Annotated in this window: 19 protein-coding genes; 4 read left to right on the top strand and 15 right to left on the bottom strand. The window is 70.7% G+C overall.

Annotated elements, in window-relative coordinates; translation table 11 throughout:
- Positions 1–40 precede the first annotated feature (40 nt).
- The 8 genes from menC to QFZ21_RS16035 form a co-directional block, all read right to left on the bottom strand.
- Complete coding sequence (menC, locus tag QFZ21_RS16070) at positions 41–1,147, bottom strand: o-succinylbenzoate synthase (RefSeq protein WP_307379568.1); 1,107 nt, start codon at positions 1,145–1,147, stop codon at positions 41–43.
- Positions 1,144–1,953 carry a GNAT family N-acetyltransferase gene (locus QFZ21_RS16065; RefSeq protein ID WP_307379565.1) on the bottom strand — a complete coding sequence of 270 codons (810 nt, stop codon included), beginning with the start codon at positions 1,951–1,953 and terminating at the stop codon, positions 1,144–1,146. The genes menC and QFZ21_RS16065 overlap by 4 nt, the downstream gene beginning before the upstream one ends.
- Entirely contained in the window at positions 1,941–6,470 is a 4,530-nt protein-coding gene (locus QFZ21_RS16060) for a M20/M25/M40 family metallo-hydrolase (RefSeq protein ID WP_307379563.1), read from the bottom strand. The genes QFZ21_RS16065 and QFZ21_RS16060 overlap by 13 nt, the downstream gene beginning before the upstream one ends.
- 67 nt (positions 6,471–6,537) lie before the next feature.
- Positions 6,538–7,287: an ABC transporter ATP-binding protein gene (locus tag QFZ21_RS16055; protein WP_307379561.1), complete on the bottom strand. Its 750-nt coding sequence runs from the start codon at positions 7,285–7,287 to the stop codon at positions 6,538–6,540.
- Entirely contained in the window at positions 7,284–9,104 is a 1,821-nt protein-coding gene (locus QFZ21_RS16050; protein WP_307379560.1) for a dipeptide/oligopeptide/nickel ABC transporter permease/ATP-binding protein, read from the bottom strand. The genes QFZ21_RS16055 and QFZ21_RS16050 overlap by 4 nt, the downstream gene beginning before the upstream one ends.
- Positions 9,101–10,096, bottom strand: a complete 996-nt coding sequence (locus QFZ21_RS16045; protein ID WP_307379557.1) for an ABC transporter permease — start codon at positions 10,094–10,096, stop codon at positions 9,101–9,103. The genes QFZ21_RS16050 and QFZ21_RS16045 overlap by 4 nt, the downstream gene beginning before the upstream one ends.
- Positions 10,097–10,134: 38 nt before the next feature.
- The gene (locus tag QFZ21_RS16040) at positions 10,135–11,724 is read right to left on the bottom strand and encodes an ABC transporter substrate-binding protein (RefSeq protein ID WP_307379554.1); all 1,590 of its coding nucleotides are present in this window, start codon (positions 11,722–11,724) and stop codon (positions 10,135–10,137) included.
- Positions 11,725–11,828: 104 nt separating this feature from the next.
- Positions 11,829–13,271, bottom strand: coding sequence for a serine hydrolase (locus QFZ21_RS16035; RefSeq protein WP_307379551.1), 1,443 nt, complete (start codon positions 13,269–13,271; stop codon positions 11,829–11,831).
- 146 nt (positions 13,272–13,417) lie between these two features.
- Here QFZ21_RS16035 and QFZ21_RS16030 point away from each other — a divergent pair, with 146 nt between their 5' ends.
- The 3 genes from QFZ21_RS16030 (at position 13,418) to QFZ21_RS16020 (ending at position 15,653) form a co-directional block, all read left to right on the top strand.
- A complete protein-coding gene (locus QFZ21_RS16030; protein ID WP_307379547.1) occupies positions 13,418–13,858 on the top strand; it encodes a MarR family winged helix-turn-helix transcriptional regulator in 441 nt (146 codons plus the stop codon).
- A 5-nt stretch (positions 13,859–13,863) separates the two neighbouring features.
- Positions 13,864–15,192, top strand: a complete 1,329-nt coding sequence (locus QFZ21_RS16025) for an MFS transporter (protein WP_307381325.1) — start codon at positions 13,864–13,866, stop codon at positions 15,190–15,192.
- Positions 15,193–15,278: 86 nt separating this feature from the next.
- A complete protein-coding gene (locus QFZ21_RS16020; RefSeq protein WP_307379544.1) occupies positions 15,279–15,653 on the top strand; it encodes a hypothetical protein in 375 nt (124 codons plus the stop codon).
- 125 nt (positions 15,654–15,778) lie between these two features.
- Here the strand turns inward: QFZ21_RS16020 and rocD are convergent, their stop codons facing one another.
- The 7 genes from rocD to QFZ21_RS15985 all read right to left on the bottom strand — a co-directional run bounded on the left by rocD (position 15,779) and on the right by QFZ21_RS15985 (position 20,681).
- The gene (gene rocD, locus QFZ21_RS16015; protein WP_307379541.1) at positions 15,779–16,963 is read right to left on the bottom strand and encodes an ornithine--oxo-acid transaminase; all 1,185 of its coding nucleotides are present in this window, start codon (positions 16,961–16,963) and stop codon (positions 15,779–15,781) included.
- Positions 16,964–16,992: 29 nt separating this feature from the next.
- Complete coding sequence (gene ddaH / locus QFZ21_RS16010) at positions 16,993–17,805, bottom strand: dimethylargininase (RefSeq protein WP_373426048.1); 813 nt, start codon at positions 17,803–17,805, stop codon at positions 16,993–16,995.
- A 258-nt stretch (positions 17,806–18,063) separates the two neighbouring features.
- Positions 18,064–19,110 (bottom strand): NAD(P)-dependent alcohol dehydrogenase, encoded by a 1,047-nt coding sequence (locus tag QFZ21_RS16005; protein ID WP_307379539.1) that lies wholly within the window; start codon positions 19,108–19,110, stop codon positions 18,064–18,066.
- A 25-nt stretch (positions 19,111–19,135) separates the two neighbouring features.
- Positions 19,136–19,351 carry a helix-turn-helix transcriptional regulator gene (locus QFZ21_RS16000; protein WP_307379536.1) on the bottom strand — a complete coding sequence of 72 codons (216 nt, stop codon included), beginning with the start codon at positions 19,349–19,351 and terminating at the stop codon, positions 19,136–19,138.
- Positions 19,351–19,797, bottom strand: coding sequence for a hypothetical protein (locus QFZ21_RS15995; RefSeq protein WP_307379533.1), 447 nt, complete (start codon positions 19,795–19,797; stop codon positions 19,351–19,353). The genes QFZ21_RS16000 and QFZ21_RS15995 overlap by 1 nt, the downstream gene beginning before the upstream one ends.
- A 147-nt stretch (positions 19,798–19,944) precedes the next feature.
- Positions 19,945–20,265, bottom strand: coding sequence for a putative quinol monooxygenase (locus QFZ21_RS15990; protein WP_307379530.1), 321 nt, complete (start codon positions 20,263–20,265; stop codon positions 19,945–19,947).
- On the bottom strand, positions 20,262–20,681 hold the full coding sequence (locus tag QFZ21_RS15985) for a heme-binding protein (protein WP_307379527.1): 420 nt from the start codon (positions 20,679–20,681) through the stop codon (positions 20,262–20,264). The genes QFZ21_RS15990 and QFZ21_RS15985 overlap by 4 nt, the downstream gene beginning before the upstream one ends.
- 119 nt (positions 20,682–20,800) lie before the next feature.
- Here QFZ21_RS15985 and QFZ21_RS15980 point away from each other — a divergent pair, with 119 nt between their 5' ends.
- The gene (locus QFZ21_RS15980; protein WP_307379525.1) at positions 20,801–21,661 is read left to right on the top strand and encodes a LysR family transcriptional regulator; all 861 of its coding nucleotides are present in this window, start codon (positions 20,801–20,803) and stop codon (positions 21,659–21,661) included.
- The last annotated feature ends 7 nt before the right edge of the window (positions 21,662–21,668 follow it).

The raw sequence follows: 21,668 nt of genomic DNA, 5'->3' as shown, positions 1-21,668 counted from the left end.
GAGCCTAATGTCCCTCCGGCGGCCGGTATATCGGATGCCGTCACATCGGCAGCCACTCGGTCGAGGTCGTCAGCTCGTCGAGGATCTCGGGGATCGGCGCGACGCCGAGACCCGGGCCCTGCGGCACGGCCAGGGTGCCCTCGTGCATGACGAACGGCTCGGTGAGGTCGACGCGGTAGAACCTGTCGCTGGCCGACACGTCTCCCGGAAGCACGAAGCCGGGAAGAGCGGCGAGCGCGACGTTGGCCGCGCGACCGAGGCCGGACTCGACCATCCCGCCGCACCAGACGGGTACGCCCTGTGCGACGGCGAGGTCGTGGATGCGTCGCGCCTCGAGGTATCCGCCGACCCTGCCGGGCTTGATGTTGATGACGCTGGTGGCGCCGAGGCGGATCGCCGCGGCGGCGGTCTGCGCCGAGGTGATCGACTCGTCGAGGCAGATCGGGGTGCGCAGCATCTTGGCGAGGTCGGCGTGGCCGAGGATGTCCTCCTCCTCCAAGGGCTGCTCGATCAGCAACAGGTCGAACGCGTCGAGGCGCGCGAGGTGCTGGGCGTCGCGCAGCGTGTACGCGGTGTTCGCGTCGACCTGCAGCAGCACGTCGTCGCCGAAGCGCTCGCGTACGGCGCGCACGACGTCGATGTCCCAGCCGGGCTCGATCTTGAGCTTGATGCGCACGTAGCCCTCGGAGAGGTAGCCGTCGACGGCGTCGAGCAGCCGCGGGATCTCGTCCATGATGCCGACCGACACCCCGCACGGCACGGTGTCGTGCACGGCGCCGAGCTCCCGCGCGAACGACCGCCCCTCGATGCGCAGCTCGGCGTCGAGCACCGCGGTCTCGATCGCGGCCTTCGCCATCCGATGCCCCTTGAAGGGCTTCAAGAGCTCGCCGATCATGTGCGCGCCCGACAGTTCGACCCCGGTCAACGCGGGCACGATGAACCGGCGCAGCATGTCGGCCGCGCCGTCGGTGTACTCGGGCGAGTAGACCGGGTCCGGCAGCGTCACGCACTCGCCCCACCCCTCGACCCCGTCGACCACGGCCCGCACCAGCAGGATGTCCTTCGCGGTCTGCGTGCCGAACGATGTGCGGAACGGCGACACCAGCGGCATCGCCACCCGTCGCAGTTCGATCCCGTCGATCTTCACGACGTCTCCTCCTTCGGTCGGATGATGTACCCCTCGCCGCGGTCGAACCCGACGATGCGGCCGCCGTCCTCGAGCGCGCCGGTGAGCTGTTCGCGCACGCGGAACCGCCAGCGCTGCGCCTCGGAGCGGTCCTCGCGGCGGATCCGCTCGATGTCGGCGGGGATCGCGACGGCGAGATCGCCCGGCATCCGCTCGAAGGGGGGCGGCGGCGTGCCGCCGGCCCGGAACGCGACGCCCGGGTCGCCCAGCTCCCAGCGGATGAGCAGGCGATCGGTCTCGTCGTCGGTGTTCACCCCGTCGGCCATCGGCCCGTAGAAGTCCGAGAGGTACTCCTGCGGGCAGGCGCCGAGCTTGGTGATGTTGAAGTGCGCGTTGCGCGCGACCAGCGGGTCGAAGGTCCACTCGATCGCGCCGATGCCGCGGCTCAGCGCCCACGCGCGCTGATGCTGCTTGAGGGCGAAGCCGACCGAGTGTCCGGCGTGCGCGGCCGAGATCCCGGCGATGTGGCTGTACAGCGCGTGCCGTCCGGGATCGGCGTGGAAGGCGATCGCGACCCCGACCAGCTCGTCACCGGAGAAGGCGCCGCCGATGTAGTTGCCCGCCTTGCTGAGGGCGCGCATCAGTTCCGGAGGCACCACGGGGTTCTCCGGCGAACGCTGCCAGATCGTCGAGAGCAGCTCGATGGCATCGGCATGCTCGGCCACCGCCGACAGCTCGCGGATGATCACCCCGGATGCCGCGGCTGCCCGTTCCGCATCGTGCTGCGCCGCGGGGACGATCGCGTCGTCGCGCGTCAATTGAGCCATGGCCCGTCCGTTCTCGATATCTCCGCCGCCATGTCGGCCAGCAGTCGTGTGCGCGGAACGATCTCCGCCACGATCACGTGTTCGTCTTCGGCGTGCGCCCCGCCCCCGACGGCCCCCATTCCGTCGAGGGTGGGCACCCCCGCGCCTGCGGTGAAGTTGCCGTCACTGCCCCCGCCGACGGCCACCGCCTGCACGTCCCCCAGGCCGTGTCGTACGCCGAGCGCACGGGCGAGTTCGACGAGTCCTTGCGACATCTCCGATGCGAGCGGCGGCCGGTTGATGCCGCCGTGCACCGTGATCCGCGCACCGGGCACGGGTGAGACATACGCGCGGAGCGCCTGGTCCACGCGCTCGAGCTCGGCGCTCGACCAGGCGCGCACGTCGATGCGCAGCCGGGCCTCGGCGGGGACCGTGTTGCTGGTCGAGCCTGACCCGGCGAGCGTGGGAGTCGCACTCGTGTCGGCCTCGGCGTCGCCGAGCCCGGCCACGGTCAGCACCAGGTGCGCGAGCGCGACCGTGGCGTTGACGCCCTTCTCCGGCTCCAGGCCCGCGTGCGCTGCCTTCCCGTGCACCTCGACGTCGTACATCGACACACCCTTGCGGGCCGCCTTCCACGCGCCGCCGTCGGCCGACGCCTCGGGCACCAGCGCGGCGGATGCCCCGGTCGCGGTCTCCTCGATCAGAGCACGCGAGCGGATCGACCCGGTCTCCTCGTCGCCGGTCACGAGCAGCGTCACACCGTCGCGGTCGTCGAGCGCGGCGATCGCGTGCAGGCACATCGCGAGCCCCGTCTTCATGTCGAAGCCGCCGGGCCCGCGCAGCACCCCGTCGACGACCCCGAACGGCAGCCGCTCGAGCGTGCCGAACGGCCACACCGTGTCGTGATGGGCGAGCAGCAGCACCCGCGTGGCCGCGCCGAAGCGCCACCGCAGGTGCGTGGTCCCGTCGACGACGATGCGCTCCGGAGCGACCCCGAGCAGCTCGGCGCCGATCTCGGCGACCACGTCTGCCGATCGCACCACGGCCGCGAGGTCGTCGGACGGCGACTCGCACTCGATCAGCCGACGGATGCTGGCGAGGATCGCCGTCTCCGTCAGCGGATCGGCGGTGAGCTGCGAGGAGGGAGTCATGCGTCGGTCGACACCTTCGGGGTCTCGGACGACACCTTCGGCGTGGCCCGTGCCCCGAAGTGCAGGTACTCCTCGCCGGTCGGCAGCGAACGCCGTCATCCAGGTCTGTGTGCCGGGGGCGCGCAGCGCGAAGACGCCGTCGCTGAACGGGGTGAGCGGGTACTCGTCGACCGGGTCGGGCTCGAGTTCGGCGAGCGGGCCCAGCACGGTCGTGCGGAGCAGCGGTCCGTCCTCGCCGATGAGCACCTCCGCGCGGACGGATGCCCGCTCGTACGTGCCGAGGTAGGGCGTGATGTCGACGTCGACCGGCTCGGCCGGCGGCTGCACCGAGTCCTGCATCCGCACGTCCGACAGCTCGGCGAAGATCTCGCGGTAGAGGTCCTGGTAGAGGTCGCGGGTGTGCCCGCCGTTCGTGAGCAGCGTCACCGCGACGCCCGACTCCGCGTGGATCCGGAGGAACGCCGCCTGACCGATCGTGTTGCCGTCGTGACCGTAGAGCCGCTCGCCGTTCCAGTCGAAGCGGATCCAGCCCAGCCCCCACGAGTCGCCGAGCACGTGCTTGTCGGGCACCTCGGCCTGGAAGGCCTGCATCTCGTCGACGGTGGCCTCGCTGAGCAGACGGGTGCCGTCGGCGGCGACGCCGCCCGCGAGGTGCAGTCGCGCGAAGGCGAGCACGTCCTCGGCGCGGGCGGTGATGAGGCCGGCCGGTCCCAACGAGCGCGGCAGCGCCCAGACCGGGGCGATGACCGACTCCTCGCCGACGTCGACGTGACCGACGGCCGCGGAGTGCAGGATCGCCTCCTCGGGCAGGGTGACCGTGTGGGTGAGGCCGAGGGGCGTGAACACGAGCTCGCGCATCGCCTCGTCCCAGACCTTTCCGGTGGCCTGCTCGATGAGGCGCCCGAGCAGCGAGAAGCCCGAGTTGCAGTACGACCACGTTGCCCCGAGCGGGTGATTCTGTCCGGTCTCGGCGAGCAGCGCGGTGTACTTCTCGAGGGTGTCGTCGCCGCGGCCGGTGTCGGTGAACACGTCGCCGTCGATGCCGCTGGTGTGCGTGAGCAGGTGCCGCACGGTGACGCCGGCGGTGAGCTCGTCGTTCACGAGGCGCACGCCGGGCAGGATCTCGTGCACCGGCGTCTCGAGCGTGAAGGCGCCCTGCTCGACGAGCCGCATGATCGCGGTCGCCGTCCAGACCTTCGAGATCGAGCCGATCTGGAAGACCGAGTCGGCCAGCACCGTGCCCGAGGCCTCCGGGAGGTTGCGGTTCAGGGCGCCGGTCGCCACCGTCACGACGTCGTCGCGACCGTCGGCGTCGTAGCGGAGGATGCCGAGCTGCGCACCCGGAACCCCGTGCAGTGCCGCCAGCGTGTCGAGCCGGTGCTGCCAGTGCGCGGCGTCGATCGCGGCCGGCCGGGCGCCCCGGGTGCTGCCGGCGAAGCGCTCGACCCACTCGACGATGCGGCGGGCGTAGTCGACGCGGTGGCTCGGTGCGCCCAGCAGCGGGAACACGTGACTGCCACCCGGGTAGATCACGAGCTCGGTGGGGACCTCGCGCTCGCGCAGGGCGTAGTGCCACTGCTGCGCCTGGTGCACGGGGCAGCGCAGGTCCTTCTCGCCGTGCAGCACGAGGGTCGGGGTCTTCACGTTCTCGACGTACGTGTACGGCGACATGGCGGCCAGCCGCTCGCGCCCCTCGGACTGCCAGGGCATGATGCCGACCTCGAACAGGCTGAGCAGGTGCGCGTCGTCGCTGGAGCCGCCCATGCTGAACAGGTCGGCCACGATCCCGCCGGTGACGGCCGCGGCGAAGCGGTCGTCGTGCCCGGTGAGGTAGGCGCTCATGTAGCCGCCGTAGCTGTAGCCGGCGACCGCGAGGCGCGCGGCATCCGCCGTTCCCTCGGCGACCAGCTCGTCGACCGGCTCGAGGAAGTCCTTCGCGTCGTCGACGCCCCAGGCGCCGTTGACGCCCTTCCAGAACTCCTCGCCGTAGCCGTCACTGCCGCGCGGGTTGATCATGACGATCGTCCAGCCGTCGGCGGCCAGCTGCTGGTGGTAGACGTGCATCTCGTCGACCGCGCCGTTCCAGGCGTTGTGCGGCCCACCGTGGATGTCGACCAGCAGCGGCGTCGGTCCGTCGACAGACGGGTCGCGCACGATCCAGGCCTGCACGACGGTGCCGTCGCTGATCGTGAACTCGCGGCTCTCCCGCACGAAGAGCTCGACACCCTCGGGTGCCGCACCGTGCGCGGTGAGCGTGGTGGCGTCGCCGGCCGAGAGGTCGAGGCGCAGGATCTCGCCGAACGACGTCGGCGTCGACATCGCGACGGCCGCGACATCGCCGGCGACCGAGAGACCGCTGACGACCTCGTCGGTGCCGCCGTGCACGTGGCGCGGCGTGCCGCCGTCGAGCGGCACGGCGTAGAGGTGGGTGGCGCCGCGGTCGCGGATCGCGAACAGCACGTCGCCGGATGCCGTCACCTGCGGCAGGGCTCCGGGATAGGCGGGTGCTCCGGGCATCACGTTGCGGTCGAGCGCGCCGGCGAGATCCGCCACTTCGCCCGAGGCGAGGTCGACGCGGAAGAGCCCCGTGTGGGCGTCGGGGTCGCCGGTCCAGCCGACCACCAGCAGGGACTCGCCGTCGGGGGCGAACGAGACGATGCCGGCATAGCCCTCGGCGAAGGCGAGCACGCGCGGACGGGCGGCGGGATCGGCCGGGTCGAGCGCATGCACAGCGGATCGGAAGTCGAGGTCGTCGATGCCCTCGGGCCGCGCGACGTAGGTGAGGGTCGTGCCGTCCGGCGACCAGGCGGGACTGCCGACACCCGCGACACCGTCGGTGAGGCGGCGCACCCGGCCGTCCGCCAGGCTCACGACGTGCAGCTGCGCGCTGACGCCGCGGGTGAACCAGGCGCCGTCGGCGAGGTAGTCGATGCCGGCGGTGACGATCGGCGCCTGCTCGCGCTTCGCGCGCTGCTCCTCGGTCTCCTCGGCATCCGTCGGAGCGGAGGGAGCCGACGGCGGCACGACGGCTGCCGTGAACGCGATCTGCGCGCCGTCGGGGCTCCACACCGGAGCACCGGCGCCGAGCGGGAGGGTGGTGCGCTGCTGCGGCTCGCCGCCCGCGAGCGGAAGGGTCCAGAGCTGTCCGTCGCGCAGGAACGCGATCTGGGTGCCGTCCGGCGAGAACACCGGGCTCGAGTCGGCGGTGCCGTGCGTCAGTGCGCGGGTGTCGCCGTCTTCGGCGATCCACAGCGCGCTGGTGCTCTTGTCGGCCGCGACATCCGTGCCGCCGAGCACGTAGACCACCCGGTCGCCCGACGGCGACAGCGTGGGCTGGCTCGGAACGGTCAGCGCGAGGGCATCGTCGATACTCATCCTGCGGGTCACGGGGACTCCTTCGGTTGTGGCGCTCGTGGCGCCGGGGATCTGGTCGGTCGTGTGGTCTGTCGTCGGGTCAGGGCGTGTACTGGATCGGACTCGGAATCGCCGCGAGCAGCTCTCGGGTGTAGGAATCCTGCGGGTCCTCGAGCACCGCGCCCGTCGGCCCCTGCTCGACGACCCGGCCGTCGCGCATCACGGCCATCTGCGAGGCGACGTAGCGGACCACGGCGAGGTTGTGCGAGATGAACAGCATCGAGAAGCCGAGCTCGGTCTGCAGCTCGCGCAGCAGGTTGAGGATCGCGCCCTGGATGAGCACGTCGAGCGCCGAGGTGATCTCGTCGGCGATCAGCACCCGCGGCCGACCGGCGAGCGCGCGGGCGATCGCGATCCGCTGGCGCTGGCCGCCCGAGAAGCGCGACGGACGCGAGCCCGCCTGCGCCGGATCCAGGTGCACGAGCTCCAGCAGCCGTGCGGCCTCGGCATCGCGGGCACGGCGGGTCATGCCCGACGGCATCATCTCGGCGATGCTCGCGCCCACCGGCATCCGCGGGTCGAGCGACGAGTACGGGTCCTGGAACACCATCTGCAGCGGGCGGGGACCGCGACGCGGGATGGGCGCCCCGTCGAGCAGGATGCGCCCGCCGTGCAGCGGCACGAGACCGACGGCGGCCCGCGCGAGGGTCGACTTGCCCGAGCCGGACTCTCCGACCACGCCGGTGACTCCGCCGTCGGGCACGACGAGCGACACCCGGTCGACCGCCGTCATGGCGCCTCGTCCGACGCCGTAGCGCACCGAGACCTCCTCGAAGCGGAGTTCACTCATCTGCTCCCCACCTCCTGCGCATCGTGATCGTTCGCCGTCGTCGGGGCCGGATCGGCCACGCGCTCCTCCTCCGCCGCGACCGTGGCGAGCGTCGCCAGCGGGCGGTCGAGGTCGGTGCCCATGTGCGGCACCGCAGCGAGCAGCGCGCGGGTGTACGGATGCCGAGCCGACGACAGGTCGGTGGCCTGGAGCTCTTCGACGATCTCGCCGGAGCGCATCACCAGCACCCGGTCGCAGAGTTCGGCGACGACGGAGATGTCGTGGCTGATGAAGAGGATCGACGTGCCCTCCTCGTCGCGGATGGCACGCAGCAGATCGAGCACCTGCGCCTGCACCGTCACATCGAGGGCGGTCGTCGGCTCGTCGGCGATGATCAGCTTCGGCGAGACCATCAGGCCCATCCCGATCATGGCTCGCTGACGCATCCCGCCGGAGAACTCGTACGGATACTGCCGCACCCGGCGCTTCGGAGCGCTGATCCGCACCGCGGCGAGGCGGTCGGTGGCGCGCGCCAGCGCCTCGCGACGACTCAGCCCCGCGTGCTCGGTCGCGACCTCGGCGAGCTGGTCGCCCATGCGCATGGTCGGGTTGAACGACGACATCGGGTCCTGGAAGACCATCGCCATCGAGGTGCCGAGCAGGCGGCGGAGCTTCGCCTTGCCCGCCGTGCGCAGATCGACGCCGAGGAAGCGGAGAGCGGATGCCTCGACCCGTCCGGGCGACGAGACCAGCTGGGCGACGGCGAGGGCTGTCATCGACTTGCCCGAGCCGGACTCGCCCACGATCCCGACGATCTCGCCCTCGGCCACCGTGAGGTCGATGCCGCGCACCGCGTGCACGATCTTCCCTCCGGCGGCCTCGAAGTCGACGCGCAGATCCTCGACCTCGAGCACGGGTCCCCCGGCGGGTGCGGGAGTCGCGTCCGCGGCAGCGGCCTGCTTGGCGAGCGTCCGCCGCATCCGGCGCGGACCCACGACACTGCTCAGCAGCACGTCGTCCGAGATGCCGAGGCTCCGGGCCGCCGATTCGCCGGTGAGGTTGAAAGCGAGACCGGCGACGACCACCGCGAGACCGGGTGCGAGTGCGGCGAGCGGGTTCGCGTAGATGCCGCGAAGGCCGTCCATCATCAGACGTCCCCAGTCGTAGTCGGGCGGCTGCACGCCGAGGCCGAGGAACGAGAGCCCGGCGAACGCGAGGAGTGCCCCGCCGGCGCCGATCGTCGCGTTCACGATGAGCGGCTCTCCGATGTTCGGGAGCACGTGACGGAACAGCACCTTGAAGCGTCCGATGCCGCCGACCCGCGCGGCCGAGACGAAGTCGCGCGCCTCGATGCCGGCGATGAGGTTCTGGCACAGCCGGGCGAACGAGGGGGCGCCGGCGAGACCGAGGGCGAACACGGCCGCGGTGGCGGTGCTGCCGAAGATCGCGGCGAAGAACAGGGCGAGGAGGAGGCCCGGGAAGGCCACGGCGATGCCGGTGAACCAGGTCATCGCCCGCCCGAGGAAGCTGCCGAGCAGCAGCGGCGCGACCCCGAGCACGAGGCCGGCGACCACCGAGACGAGCGTGGCCAGCAGGGCCAGCACGATCGACAGCCTCGTGGCGACGATCGTGCGGAGCAGCAGGTCGCGGCCGAGGTTGTCGGTGCCGACCAGGTGCTCGGCGGAGGGCCCGGCGAGCAGGTCGCCGGTGTCCGTGGCATCCGCCTGCGCGCCCCAGAGGAGCGGCGCGATGATCGCGGTGAGGACCACGAGTGCGAGCAGGGCGAGCGCGGTCGCTCCGAGCGGGGTGCGCAGCATCGCCGCGAGTGTGCGCCTCATGCTGCGGCCGCCGTCGACTGGGGGTCGAGCACGGCGAGCGCCGCGTCGACCAGGGTGTTCACGAGCAGCACACCGACGCCGTAGACGAGCACGGTGCCCTGCACGAGCGGATAGTCCTTCGACTGGATCGAGCTCACGATCGTGCTGCCGAGGCCCGGCCACGCGAACACGGTCTCGACCAGCACGGTTCCGGCGACGAGGCCGCTGAGCAGCAGGCCGCCGAGGGTGAGAGTCGCCGTGACGGCATTGGGCAGCACATGGCGCAGGTTGATCCTCGGCGTGCGGAGCCGCTTGGCCTGAGCCGTGCGGACGAAGTCGGTCTCGAGCACCGAGAGCACCTCGATGCGGAGGATGCGGGCGAGGATCGCGGCCGGCCCGAGGGCCAGCGCGAGCACCGGGAGGATGTACGACAGCGGACCCTCCCGCCCCGCGACCGGCAGCCATCCGAGCTGCACGCCGAACACCGCGACGAGTGCGACGGCGAGCAGGAAGTCCGGGATCGAGCCGATCACGACGCTGGTCGAGCTGAAGCCGACCTCGAGCCCCCGTGCCCGGCCGCGCTGCGTGGCGACCGCCACCGCCATGCCGACCGGGATCGCGATGAGCACGGCGACCACGAAGGCCAGGACGGCGAGGAGCAGAGTGGCCGGCAGGCGCTGGGCGATCGTGTCGGCGACCGGCAGCTGCGATCCGATCGAGATCCCGAGATCGCCGCTGAACACGCCGCGGATGTAGTCGAGGTACTGCTGCCAGATCGGGTTGTTGAGTCCGAGCGACTCGCGCCGCGCCTCGACCACGGCGGCCGGAGCCGTCGGGCCGAGGGCGGAGCGGATCGGATCCCCTGGCACCAGGTGGATCATCAGGAAGGATGCCGTGATCAGGATCCACAGCGAGACCAGCAGGCGTCCGGCACGGCGGATCGCGAAGCGCAGCCAGCGGTGGTCGCTGAGGCGCTTGTCGTCCTCCGCGATCCGCGTCGTCAGCGTCGTCATATCGTCGATCCGATCCGTGGCTCCTGCAGCGCCGGCGCTCAGCCGACCAGCCGCACGCTGGTGGGCTCGATGACTCCGAGCCATTCGAACTCGGCGCCGTTGCCGAACATGTAGACCGTCGCGTTGGCGAACGGCACCATGTCGGCGGCCGCGAACAGCGCGCTCTCGGCCTCGTTCCAGGTGTCGCAGCCTTCGCTGCCGTCCATCAGCGAGGCCTCGGCGACCGCGGCGGTGTACTCCTCGTTCTCGATGGCCGAGAAGTTCGACCCCTCGGGCGGAACCGTGCCGCTGACGAAGCCGATCGCCTGGTCGGGGCTGTTCACGCTCAGGGTCAGCCAGCCGATGTCCCAGGCGCCGGTGCCGAACGTCGCCTCGAGCAGCGCCGTCTCGTCCTGCTGCTTGCCCTCGACCTCGGCGCCGATCTCGTCCCAGGCGGCGAGAGCGAGCTCAGCCGCGGCAGCGGCCGCCGCACCGAGGCTGTTCTCGTAGAGGAACGTCAGGCTGAGGCGGGTGCCGTCCTTCTCGCGCACGCCGTCGGCGCCGCGCACCCATCCGGCCTCGTCGAGCGTGGCGTTGGCGGCATCCACGTCGAACTCCGGGAGGGATCCCTCGATCGCATCGTAGGAGCAGACCGTCGGCTCGACGACGGCGAGGGCCGTGGCCCGCCCGCCCTTGCCGGCCGTCAGCACGTTCGCGAGCTCGTCGAGGTCGACGGCCTGCGTGAGCGCCAGACGGACGGCGGGGTCACTGGTCGGGTGTCCGTCGGCGTGGTTGTACCACTGCTCGCCGGCGATGGCCGTGGCCTCGCGGGTGAACAGGTCGGCGCTGATCGCCCGGTCGGCGTCGGGGCCGGTGAGCTGGGCGGCGTTCGCCTCGCCGGAGAGGAGAAGGTTCGCCGCGGTGGTGCCGTCGGCGACCACGCGCACGTTGACCTTCGCCGGGATCCCCTTCTCGTCCACGGTGGCGCCGCCGGGGCCCCAGGCGTAGTCCTCGCGGAGCTCGTACGTGTAGTGGTCGCTCGGCACGGCTTCGGTGAGCACGTACGGGCCCGTGCCGTCGGTGCCCGCGGCGAGTCCGTCGCGCTCGGTGAGGGAGCTGCCGCAGACCATCGGCAGTCCGCCGAGGCCGAGCAGCAGGAACGGCGCGGGGCTCGCGAGGGTCATGGTGACGGTGTCGCCCTCGGCGACGCTGGTCACGCCGACCGGGAGGAAGGCGCCGAGGAAGCCGCTCTCGTTGGCGGGATCCGAGATCCAGTTCAGGTTGTCCGCGGCGGTCTGCGCCGTGAACTCGCTGCCGTCGCCGCAGGTGATGCCCTCGTTGATCTTCAGCGTCGCGGTGGTGCCGTCGACGTTCCATTCCGAGGCGAGCTGGCTGCGCACCTCACCCTTGGCATCGATGCTGACGAGCGTGTCGTAGGCGAGCTTGCTGATGTCGAACAGCGCGCTGCCCGCCGACAGCTGCGGGTCGAGACTCCCGGGATCGGATCCGAGGATCGTCGTGAACGTTCCGCCCTCGACCAGCTCACCCCCTCCGCCTCCCCCTTCTCCGGCGGGTGCGCAGCCGGCAAGGGCGGCGATGAGTGCGGTCACGGCGACGACGGCGGTGACGGCGGTGCGTTTCGGTGTCATGACGTTCCTCCAGGCAATGGGTGCGGATCGTTCGGGATGTTCGGGTGTATCGGGATGAGCGTGTGTGTGCGGATGCCGGACGCGGCGAGCCGACGTGCGAGAGGTCAGCGCGAGCGCGGAACGGCGCGACCGAAGTGGATGTACGACGCCCGGCCATCGGCGGCGGGCTCGAGGAACGCGAGCACGAGGTGCATCCCGTCCTTGTTCTCACGGAGGATCAACGAGCCCTCGTCGTAGCGGACGAGCTCGTCGGTCGACGGCTCCGCTCCGAGGGCGACGAGCTCTGGCGTCGGACGCTGTTCGAGCCACAGGCGGCCTTCGGCATCCTGGGACACCTCCATCTCGACGGTGGAGTTGGCGTAGACACCGAGGAAGGAGTCGACGTCGGCGTTCTCGTCAGCATCGGATGCCGCGGGCGGGGTGGGCGGTGCGGGGAGGCTGATGTCGGCCAGGCCGCGGAGGAGCTCGTCGACCACGTCGTGGAACAGCCCGGCGCCGTCGCCACCGTTGGTGAGCAGCACCACGGCTGCTTCGGCATCCGGCGCGATCCGCAGGAAGGATGACTGCCCGATCGTGTTGCCGTCGTGGCCGAACAGCATCCCGTCGCCCTCGCGATCGATCTCCCAGCCGAGTCCCCAGGCCGCGCCCATTCCGGCCAGTCGCGGCAGGCGAACTTCGGTGGTCCGCATCGCGAGCGCTGCGTCCTGCGAGAGCACGTCGGAACCCTCCGGGGCCTCCCCGGCCGAGGTACCCGCGGCGGATGAACCTGCGGCAGATGACCCTGCGGCAGCCCGCAGATGCGCCTGCGCGAACGCGGCGAGGTCGCGGGCGGACATCGCGAGCATGGAGCCGGCGGGCTCATTCGAGCGGGCCATCGCCCAGAACGGCGCGGGCTGCGCCACTCCGTCGGCGTCGGGGCCGACGTGCCCGACGGCCGCGCGGTGGAGGATCGCCTCGTACGGGCTCGGCGAGACGGTGTGCAGGCCCAGCGGTGTCGCGATGCGCTCGACCAGCGCCTGCTCCCAGGTCGTGTCCCGCACGCGCTCGACGAGGCGACCGAGCACCACATACCCGGCGTTGCTGTAGGAGAAGAACGATCCGGGAGGGAAGATCTGCCCGGCATCCGACAGCAGCGTCAGGTACGTCGAGATCGCGTCATCGCCGCGACCGGTGTCGGTGAAGATGTCTCCCTCGATGCCGGAGCGGTGGCTGAGCAGCTGACGCACGGTGATCGCGGCGGCGACGGCGTCGTCGGCGAGCGCGAACTCGGGGAGGTACTGACGCACCGGGGCGTCGAGCTCGACCAGTCCCTCGTCGACCAGCTGCATGACGAGCGTCGCCGTCCACACCTTGGTGATCGAGCCGATCTGGAAGACCGAGTCGGTGGTCGCCTCCACCTTCGTGGCCGTGCTGAGGACGCCGACCGCATGCTCGACGATCTCCCCGTCGACGACCACGGCGACCGCGGCGGCGGGCACTCCGTGAGCTTTCGCGCGCTCTGCGAGCGTGGACTGCAGCAGTTGACCGACCTCGAGGGGGCTGTACATGCCCTCACTCTAGGCACGGGGTTACCGCATGCTCTGGTCGGATCAGACGGACACGGCCCTGGCGGTTCGTAGGATCAGACGAACCTCCCCTGTCGGATCGGATGAGCTGGCCTCGCGCATGAAAGGTTAGATAGACTAACTAAGTAATGCCTGCCTCCGACGAATCCCTCCACCTCACCGCCACGGACCTGCGCATGGCCACGTTCCGGCTGGCCCGCCGTCTGCGCAGCGCACGGGCGGCGAACTCGATGAGCGACACCCAGCTCGCGGTGCTCGCCGATCTGCGGATGCACGGTCGTCGCACGATCTCGATGCTCGCCGAGCGCGAGCGGGTGGCCGCTCCCTCGATGACCAGCATCGTGAACGGCCTCGAAGAGCAGGGCTACGTCGTGCGAGCGCAGGATGAGGACGACCGCCGCCGCGTGCAGGTCGACATCACGGCCGCGGGCATCGCCATCGTCGTGGAGACCATCCGCCGACGGGATGAGCTGCTGGCCGAGATGCTGCGCGAGGTCGACTACACCGAGGCAGAGCTCACCACGCTGCGCGAAGCCAGCGCCCTGATGCGACGGGCGGTCGAGCGATGAGCGCCATGTTCCGCTCGTTCGCGAACATCAACTACCGCATCTGGTTCGCCGGCGCACTGGTCTCGAACATCGGCGGCTGGATGCAGGCCACCGCGCAGGACTGGGTGGTGCTGACCGAGCTCACCGACAACGACGCGACCGCGATGGGCGTCACCATGGCGCTGCAGTTCGGCCCTCCCCTTCTGCTGGTCAGTCAGACGGGCTGGGTCGCCGACCGCTTCGACCGCCGCCACATCCTGCTGGTCACGCAGTCGGCGCTGCTCGGACTGGCCATCGCCGTCGGCATCCTGCTGCTCAGCGGGGTGATGACCCTCCCGATGATGTTCTGCTTCGCCCTCGGCTTCGGTGTCGTGAACGCGTTCGACGCGCCGGCCCGCCAGGCGTTCGTCTCCGACATGGTCTCGGCCGGCGACACCTCGAACGCGGTCGCCCTCAACTCGGCATCCTTCAATCTGGCCCGCATGATCGGACCTGCCGTCGGCGGGCTGCTGATCGTGGCGATCGGCTCGGGCTGGGTGTTCATCGTGAACGCGGCGACCTTCCTCGCGATGATCCTCGCCCTGCTGATGCTGCGCGTGAATCTGCTGGCCGGGCGACCGAAGACGCGTAACCGCGGCGGGCTCTCCGCCGGATTCCGCTACGTGTGGGGTCGCAGCGACCTGCGCGTGGTGTTCGTGACCGTCTTCCTGATCGGCGCCTTCGGCATGAACTTCCCGATCTTCGCGTCGACCATGGCGATCGAGTTCGGGGCCGGAGCCGACGGCTACGGGGTGCTCAGCTCTGTGCTGGCGATCGGCTCGCTCGCCGGTGCGCTGCTGGCGGCACGCCGCGACCGGGCGCGGGTGCGCGTCGTGATCCTGGCGGCCGGCGGCTTCGGTGTCGCGGCCTTCGTGTCGTCCGCGATGCCGAGCTACGCGTCCTACGCGGTGACGTTGATGTTCACGGGCTTCATGATCGTGACGCTGCTGACCACGGCCAACGGCTACGTGCAGATGACCACCGACCCGTCGCTGCGGGGACGCGTGCTCGCGCTGTACATGGCCGTGATCATGGGCTCGACCCCGGTCGGAGCGCCCATCGCCGGATGGGTGGCCGACGCGTTCGGTCCGCGCACCGCGATCATGCTCGGCGGCACCGCGGGATTCGTCGCGTGCGCGATCGGCGCCATCTGGGTGTTCACCTCGGGGCGGCTGCATCGCGACGAGAAGCGCCGCTTCCTGCTCACGCTCGACGAGACGCGCCCGCTCAGCGTCGTCGAGCGCGCCGACCCGATCGAGTTCAGCGATGAGGCGGCCGTCACCACCCCCATCCGTACGGCGAAGAAGCACGACTGAGATCTCGCTCCCCGCACGACGGGCCGTTGTCAACACCCTTTGTGCGGGCGGCGACCGCTCGTAATGTCACGCTCATGGACGAGAACATGGAAAGCACCCCGCACCCCCAGGATCCTGCCGAAGGCGCCCCCGGCGTCGGCGTGCCCCACGAAGACGAGGGCCACGACGGTGGCGACGAAGGCCCCATCCAGGGCGATGCCGATCGTGGCGAGTCGACCGGCGGCGCGATCCAGGGCAGCGCGGGCGAGGATGACGGCATCCATGACGGCGGAGACGGCGGCGCCATCCAGGGCGACGCCTCGCGCGGCGAGTCGACCGGCGGCGCCATCCAGGGCAGCGCGGGCCCCGATCACGAGGCGCCCCTCGGTGGCGACGACACGACCGCCGACCAGCTCCAGGCCGACAACCCCGCCGAGGAGGAGACGCTCAAGACCCTCGACCCGGACTCCCCGCCTGCCTGAGGTTGCCGCCGCAGCCCCGCGCTGTTGACCCGCCCCTTTTCGTGCGAGCCGCCCCTGTGAGGACGGTCGCAGAGGGGCGGCTCGCACCGAAAGGGGTGGCTCGACAGGATTGATGGCGCGCGCGGCTAGGCGCCGAGCACGAGCTTGAGCTGCTCCACCGCCCAGTCGAGCTCCGTCGCGCGAATCACCAGCGGCGGCGCGATGCGGATCGTCTGACCGTGCGTGTCCTTCACGAGCACGCCGCGCGCGAGCAGCTTCTCGGCGATCTCGCGACCGGTGCCCTTCGCAGGGTCGATGTCGACGCCGGCCCAGAGGCCTGCGATGCGGACGGTCGTCACGCCATGACCGATGAGCGGCTGCAGGGCCTGGTCGAGGTGAGCGCCCAGAGCACGCGCGCGCTCCTGGAACTCCCCCGACTCGAGCATCTCCACCACGCGCAGGCCGACGGCTGCAGCGAGCGGGTTGCCGCCGAACGTCGAGCCGTGCTCGCCGGGGCGGATGACCCCGAGCACGTCGGCGTTCCCGACCACGGCGGAGACGGGAAGGATGCCGCCGCCGAGCGCCTTGCCCAGCAGATAAAGATCCGGCACGACGCCTTCGCGATCGCAGGCGAAGGTCTCTCCCACGCGGCCGAGCCCGGACTGGATCTCGTCCGCGATGAACAGGACATTCCTCTCGTCGCAGATCTCGCGGATACGGCGGAGGTACCCCTCCGGCGGGATCACGACCCCGGCCTCGCCCTGGATCGGCTCCACGAGCACCGCGGCCGTGTCGTCGGTGATGGCTGCGGCGATGGCATCCGCATCTCCATACGGCACGACGTCGAAACCGGGTGCGAACGGGCCGAACCCGTCGCGCGCCGACTCGTCGTCGCTGAAGCCGACGATCGTGGTCGTGCGACCGTGGAAGTTGCCGGCCGCGACGATGATGCGCGCGCGACCCTCGGGAATGCCCTTGACCCGGTATCCCCAGGCGCGGGCGACCTTGATGCCGGTCTCGAGGGCTTCGGCGCCGGTGTTCATCGGCAGGACCAGGTCCTTGCCGGCGAGCTTCGCGAGTGCGGCGGCGAACGGCTCGAGCCGGTCACTCTCGAACGCGCGGCTCACCAGCGTGACCCGTCCCAGCTGCTCGGTGAGCGCGGCGACGAGGGCCGGATGCCGGTGCCCGAAGTTCACGGCCGAGTACGCGGCGAGCAGGTCGAGGTACCGCTTGCCCTCGACATCCGTCACCCAGGCGCCCTCACCGCGGGCGATGTTCACCGGCAGCGGGTGGTAGTTGTGTGCGACGTGCCCTTCCGTCGCGACGTCCACCTGGGTCCCTGAGCCTGTCGAAGGGCCCGTCACTTCGCACCGCGCAGTTCGAGCGTGCAGCACTTGATGCCGCCGCCGCCGAGCAGCAGCTCGGAGAGGTCGATCATGATCGGGTTGTAGCCGCGCTCGCGCAGCTGCTGCTCGAAGCCCTTCGCCCGCGGCGAGATGACCACGTTGTAGCCGTCGCTCGCCGAGTTGAGCCCGAACACCGAGCCGTCTTCGTCCGAGACGAGGATCGCGTCGGGGAAGCGCTCCTCGAGGATCGCACGGCTGGCGTCGTCGAAGGCACCCGGGAGGTACGCGATGTTCGCGCGCTCGGGCCCGCCGTTCTCCACACCCTGCACCGGATCGAGCACGGCGATCGCGGTGTCGAGGTGGTAGAAGCGGGGGTCGACCAGGTTCAGCGACACGACCTCGCGCCCGAAGACCTCGCCGACCTCGCGGTGGCTGTGACCGGTCGAGCGGAATCCGCTGCCGGCCAGGACGATGTCGCCGACGAGCAGGAAGTCGCCCTCGCCCTCGTTGACCTCTTCCGGGATGACGGTGTCGTAGCCGGCGCCGCGGAACCAGTCGGCGAACGCCGGGGACTCGCCCTGACGCTCGACGAAGCGGAACTTCGGCACATAGGCGCGGCCGTCGATCACGAAGCCGCCGTTCGCGGTGTAGACCATGTCCGGGAAGCCCTCGAGGGGCTCGATGAGCTCGACCTCGTGACCCAGCTCCAGGTACAGGTCGTGCAGCTTCTGCCACTGGGCGACGGCCTTGGCGGTGTCGGTCGGGTTGGCCGGCTCCATCCACGGGTTGATCTTGTAGCTGACGGTGAAGTGCTTTGGGCTGCACATCAGGTAGTGCCGGTGGTGCGCGGTGCGCGTCGGCGTGGTGGTGGCGGTGGTGGTCTCAGGCGTCGACAGCGTGTTTTCGAAAGACAAGGTGCTCCTCGGAACGGGACGCGGCGGACTCTGTCCAGGGGCCCGGCGGTCCTTCGACCCACTCCGCTCGATGAGAGCGACTGCGGGGAAGATGCGACTCGAGCACGCCAGCATCCATTCTGTCATCCGCCCCCTGTGCGAAGCCAGGGGGATGCCCGCTTCCCTCCCTCGTCATGCCCCTCGCACCACCACCTTGCCGACGGTGTGCCCGGCTTCGAGGTGGGCAAGAGCGGCGGATGCTTCGGCGAAGGGGTACTCGCGTTCGATCACGGGCGAGACGCGGCCCTCGGCGACGAGTTCGAGGAGCTTCGTCAGCACCTCGGGTCGCGGGGTGGCCGCGAGCGACCGGATGCGGGGCGACCCGATCGAGGCGAACACCGCCTTGACCATCCGCGGGATCGGGCCGAGGACGGGGCCACCGTCACCGGTGACGAGCACGACGGTTCCTCCCGACGCGGTGAGGCGCTGCAGGTCGCGCAGCGGCATCCCTCCGGCGATGTCGACCACGGCGTCGAAGTGTCGGGCGGGCAGGCCGCTGAGGGGCGAGGTGCGATGGTCGAGGGTGCGCACGGCGCCGAGGTGCTCGACGAGCGGCGCGTTGCGGTCGCGGCACGTCGCCCAGACCTCGGCGCCGCGCAGGGCGGCGAGCTGTACGGCGAAGGTCCCGACACCACCGGAGGCGCCGATGATCAGCACGCGCTGCGTCCCTCCGGCGCGGACCCCGGCCCCCAGCCCGATCCCGGCGGCGTCGAGCGCCTGCCACGCGGTGCCACCCGCGACGGGGAGGCAGGCGGCGGCGGTGTGCGCCACGTCGGGCGGGATGGTCACGAGGCGCGATGCCGGCACACGGACGTAGGCCGCGAGGCCGCCTCCGCCGACGAGCTCTCCCACGACGGCCTGGCCGAGCTCGACACCGACGACGTCGGGGCCGACCGCCGACACGGTTCCGGCCACTTCCATGCCGCGCACCGGATGCTTCGGACGGGTCAGCCCGAAGATCGGTCGCACGAGCAGCGGATCACCGAGCAGCAGCCGTACGTCTCCCGCGTTCAGGCCGGTGGCGTGCACGCGCACCACCACTTCGCCTCGACCGGGGATCGGCAGCGGGATCTCCTGCCGGGTCGTTCCGGCGGCGGGGCCATAGGTCTCGCGCCGCCAGGCGCTCATCATCTCGGGCATGTCCGTGCTCGTCTCGCTCGTGTCGCTCGTGTCAGTCATGTCTCTCATGTCCCTGTTCTCCCTGTCACTGTTCGGGGTACTGGAAGAGGTCATCGAGCCCGACCCCGAAGGCGCGGGCGATCTGGAATGCGAGTTCGAGCGTCGGAGAGTACTTCTCCTGCTCGATCGCGATGAGCGTCTGCCGCGTCACGCCGATGGTGCGGGCGAGCTCGGCCTGGGTCATGCCCACCGACTCCCGATGGGCGCGGATGCGGTTGGAGACGAGGGTCGGCCTGACCATCAGACCAGTCCCCGCCGGTACGCGACGACCCTGGCGATGCCGCCGACGAGCGCCGACACGGCGAACCCGGCGTACATCGTGTTGGCGATCCAGAACACGTCGGCCCCGACCGCGCAGAGCGCGATGACGCCGAGCCCGGCGATCACGAGGAAGGCCTGCTCGACGCGCCCGCCCATCCGACTGATGTCGCGATCACGGATGTCGGAGCGACCGACGCCGTCGGGGTCGTGGGCTCCGGCGATGATGCCCCAGACCACGCTGAAGATGATCGTCGCGACGATGCTCGCCCCGATGACCCACAGCATCAACGGGAACCAGTCGACATCGGTGAGGGGTCCGCCGGCCGCCTGCTGGAGGACCAGCACGACGTAGACCGCGATCGAGATCGGGCTCAGGATCAGACCCGCCCACGCATTGCGTTCCTCGTAGACCATGACGCCTCCCATGTAAAAGATTCTTGACACCACAGTACGTCGGAACCTGTTCAATTGTCAAGAATCTTTTACACCGACCCGACACGTTCCCGTCGCGAAAATGCACCCATCCGGGTCCGGGATGGGTGCATTTTTGCGACCGGAGCCTCCGGAGCTGCGTCAGTCGGAGACCTGCGTGAGGAACGTCAGCGCCAGCGGTTCGGCGAGGAGTTCGTCGGCCTGCGCAGCGAACGCGGCGTAGTGGCTGGTCTCCTGGTGCTCGCGGAGAGCCGCCGCCGAGACGAAAGCCTCCCGCATGATGAAGGTGCCGAGAGCATCCGCCATCTCGAACAGCACGTAGTCGAGGTTGCCCTGCTCCGCGCGCGTCGGCTCGATCAGCTTCAGCAGCTCCCTACGCACATCCTCCCGACGCCCCTCCCGAGCGACGAGGGTCGCGAGCGAGATCACCACGTCGCGCGCCCGGTCGACGCTGACGCTCACGCGGAGGCCCCGATGGCGGCGGCGGCCGCGGTGGCGATCTCGTGGTCCTGCTCCGCCGAGCCGCCGCCGACGCCGACTGCGCCGACGATCGAGCCCTGCGCGTCGCGCACCGGAACGGCTCCTCCGATGAACGCGAGCGGGGCGGCGACCGCGTGCTCGAAGCCGAAGAGGGGCCCGCCGGGAGCGGTGGCGCCGGAGAGATCCGCGGTGGCGGCGCCACCGAAGTAGAGGGTCGTGCGCGCCTTGCTGAGGCTGGCGTCGATCGCGGCGATCGGGGCGGCATCCTGTCGGGCGATCAGCACCGGCTGCACGCCGGCGTCGACGATCGTGACGACGACGGTGATGCCGCGCTCGGCGGCAGCAGACTGGGCGGCAGCGGCGGCGCGGTGAGCGGACTCGAGGGTGATGGCAGTCATGATTTTCTCCTGTGTGTCGAAGACGCCCGATGCGGCGTCTGAGAGAGGGAACGCGAAGCCACCGCTGTCGATACCCCACATGGGATGCAAGGATCACCGACTTTGCATACGCTGGATGCATGGATGTCACCGAGCGTCAGTTGCGCGCCTTCCTCGCCGTGTGCGACGAGGGTTCCATCACCCGCGCCGCTGCCCGACTGTTCGTGAGTCAGCCGACCCTGTCGCGGCAGCTGGCGGCGCTCGAACAGGCGCTGGGCGTGACGCTCATCGAACGGCTGCCCCGATCGGCGCGTCCCACCGGGGCGGGTCGCAGCCTGCTCGAGAGCGCTCGCGCCGTGGTGGCCGCGCACGACGATCTCGGCCGCGCCGTGCGGCACGTCACGAGCGGAGCGGTGGGTGAGCTGCGCATCGGCACGCTGTACTCGCTCAGCCTCGGGCTGCTCCCCGCACTCCTCGCGACGTGGAGGTCGCGGCATCCTCAGGTGCAGGTCGGGCTCCACGAGTTCCGGCACCAGCAGGATCTGGTCACGGCTCTCCTCGCGGGCTCCTTCGACGTGGCGATCGGCCCGATCCCGGACGGGTGGCCCGGAGGGTCCTCCCGTCTCGCGACGGAGGACTTCGTCGTCGTGCTCTCCGGAGGCGCGGAAGAACAGGGCGCCGTCGACATCGCCACGCTGCAGGACGAGGCCTGGGTGCACTTCGCGCCGGGCAACGGCCTCGGCGATCTGCTCGACGCGGCGTGCGCGCGGGCCGGATTCGCGCCCCGCGTCGCGCTGCGTACCGAACAGGCGCGCGCAGCGGTGGAGTATGCGCTGCAGGGTCTCGGTCATGCGCTCGTACCGCGGAACGTGGTGCCGCCGGGTGTCGCCACGCATGCGCTGAGCGAGCCGGTGCAGCGCGACGTCTGGGTCTACTGGCGGGGCGCGAGCGATCCGCTCATCCGCTCCCTCATCGCCAGCGCATCGGCGGACGCCGGATGACGAGCGG

Source organism: Microbacterium sp. W4I20, assembly GCF_030816505.1.
GTDB lineage: Bacteria > Actinomycetota > Actinomycetes > Actinomycetales > Microbacteriaceae > Microbacterium.
The sequence above is the reverse complement of the archived record's forward strand: the minus strand, read 5'-3'. Positions and strand labels throughout refer to the sequence as shown.

What these genes read in the sequence shown, in the direction of transcription:
- QFZ21_RS16065 (WP_307379565.1), bottom strand. Translation starts at nt 1,953, where the DNA reads ATGGCTCAATTGACGCGCGACGACGCGATCGTCCCCGCGGCGCAGCAC.
- QFZ21_RS16055 (WP_307379561.1), bottom strand. Translation starts at nt 7,287, where the DNA reads ATGAGTGAACTCCGCTTCGAGGAGGTCTCGGTGCGCTACGGCGTCGGA.
- QFZ21_RS16050 (WP_307379560.1), bottom strand. Translation starts at nt 9,104, where the DNA reads ATGAGGCGCACACTCGCGGCGATGCTGCGCACCCCGCTCGGAGCGACC.
- QFZ21_RS16045 (WP_307379557.1), bottom strand. Translation starts at nt 10,096, where the DNA reads ATGACGACGCTGACGACGCGGATCGCGGAGGACGACAAGCGCCTCAGC.
- QFZ21_RS16040 (WP_307379554.1), bottom strand. Translation starts at nt 11,724, where the DNA reads ATGACACCGAAACGCACCGCCGTCACCGCCGTCGTCGCCGTGACCGCA.
- QFZ21_RS16035 (WP_307379551.1), bottom strand. Translation starts at nt 13,271, where the DNA reads ATGTACAGCCCCCTCGAGGTCGGTCAACTGCTGCAGTCCACGCTCGCA.
- QFZ21_RS16030 (WP_307379547.1), top strand. Translation starts at nt 13,418, where the DNA reads ATGCCTGCCTCCGACGAATCCCTCCACCTCACCGCCACGGACCTGCGC.
- QFZ21_RS16025 (WP_307381325.1), top strand. Translation starts at nt 13,864, where the DNA reads ATGTTCCGCTCGTTCGCGAACATCAACTACCGCATCTGGTTCGCCGGC.
- QFZ21_RS16020 (WP_307379544.1), top strand. Translation starts at nt 15,279, where the DNA reads ATGGAAAGCACCCCGCACCCCCAGGATCCTGCCGAAGGCGCCCCCGGC.
- ddaH (WP_373426048.1), bottom strand. Translation starts at nt 17,805, where the DNA reads ATGTGCAGCCCAAAGCACTTCACCGTCAGCTACAAGATCAACCCGTGG.
- QFZ21_RS16005 (WP_307379539.1), bottom strand. Translation starts at nt 19,110, where the DNA reads ATGACTGACACGAGCGACACGAGCGAGACGAGCACGGACATGCCCGAG.
- QFZ21_RS16000 (WP_307379536.1), bottom strand. Translation starts at nt 19,351, where the DNA reads ATGGTCAGGCCGACCCTCGTCTCCAACCGCATCCGCGCCCATCGGGAG.
- QFZ21_RS15995 (WP_307379533.1), bottom strand. Translation starts at nt 19,797, where the DNA reads ATGGGAGGCGTCATGGTCTACGAGGAACGCAATGCGTGGGCGGGTCTG.
- QFZ21_RS15985 (WP_307379527.1), bottom strand. Translation starts at nt 20,681, where the DNA reads ATGACTGCCATCACCCTCGAGTCCGCTCACCGCGCCGCCGCTGCCGCC.
- QFZ21_RS15980 (WP_307379525.1), top strand. Translation starts at nt 20,801, where the DNA reads ATGGATGTCACCGAGCGTCAGTTGCGCGCCTTCCTCGCCGTGTGCGAC.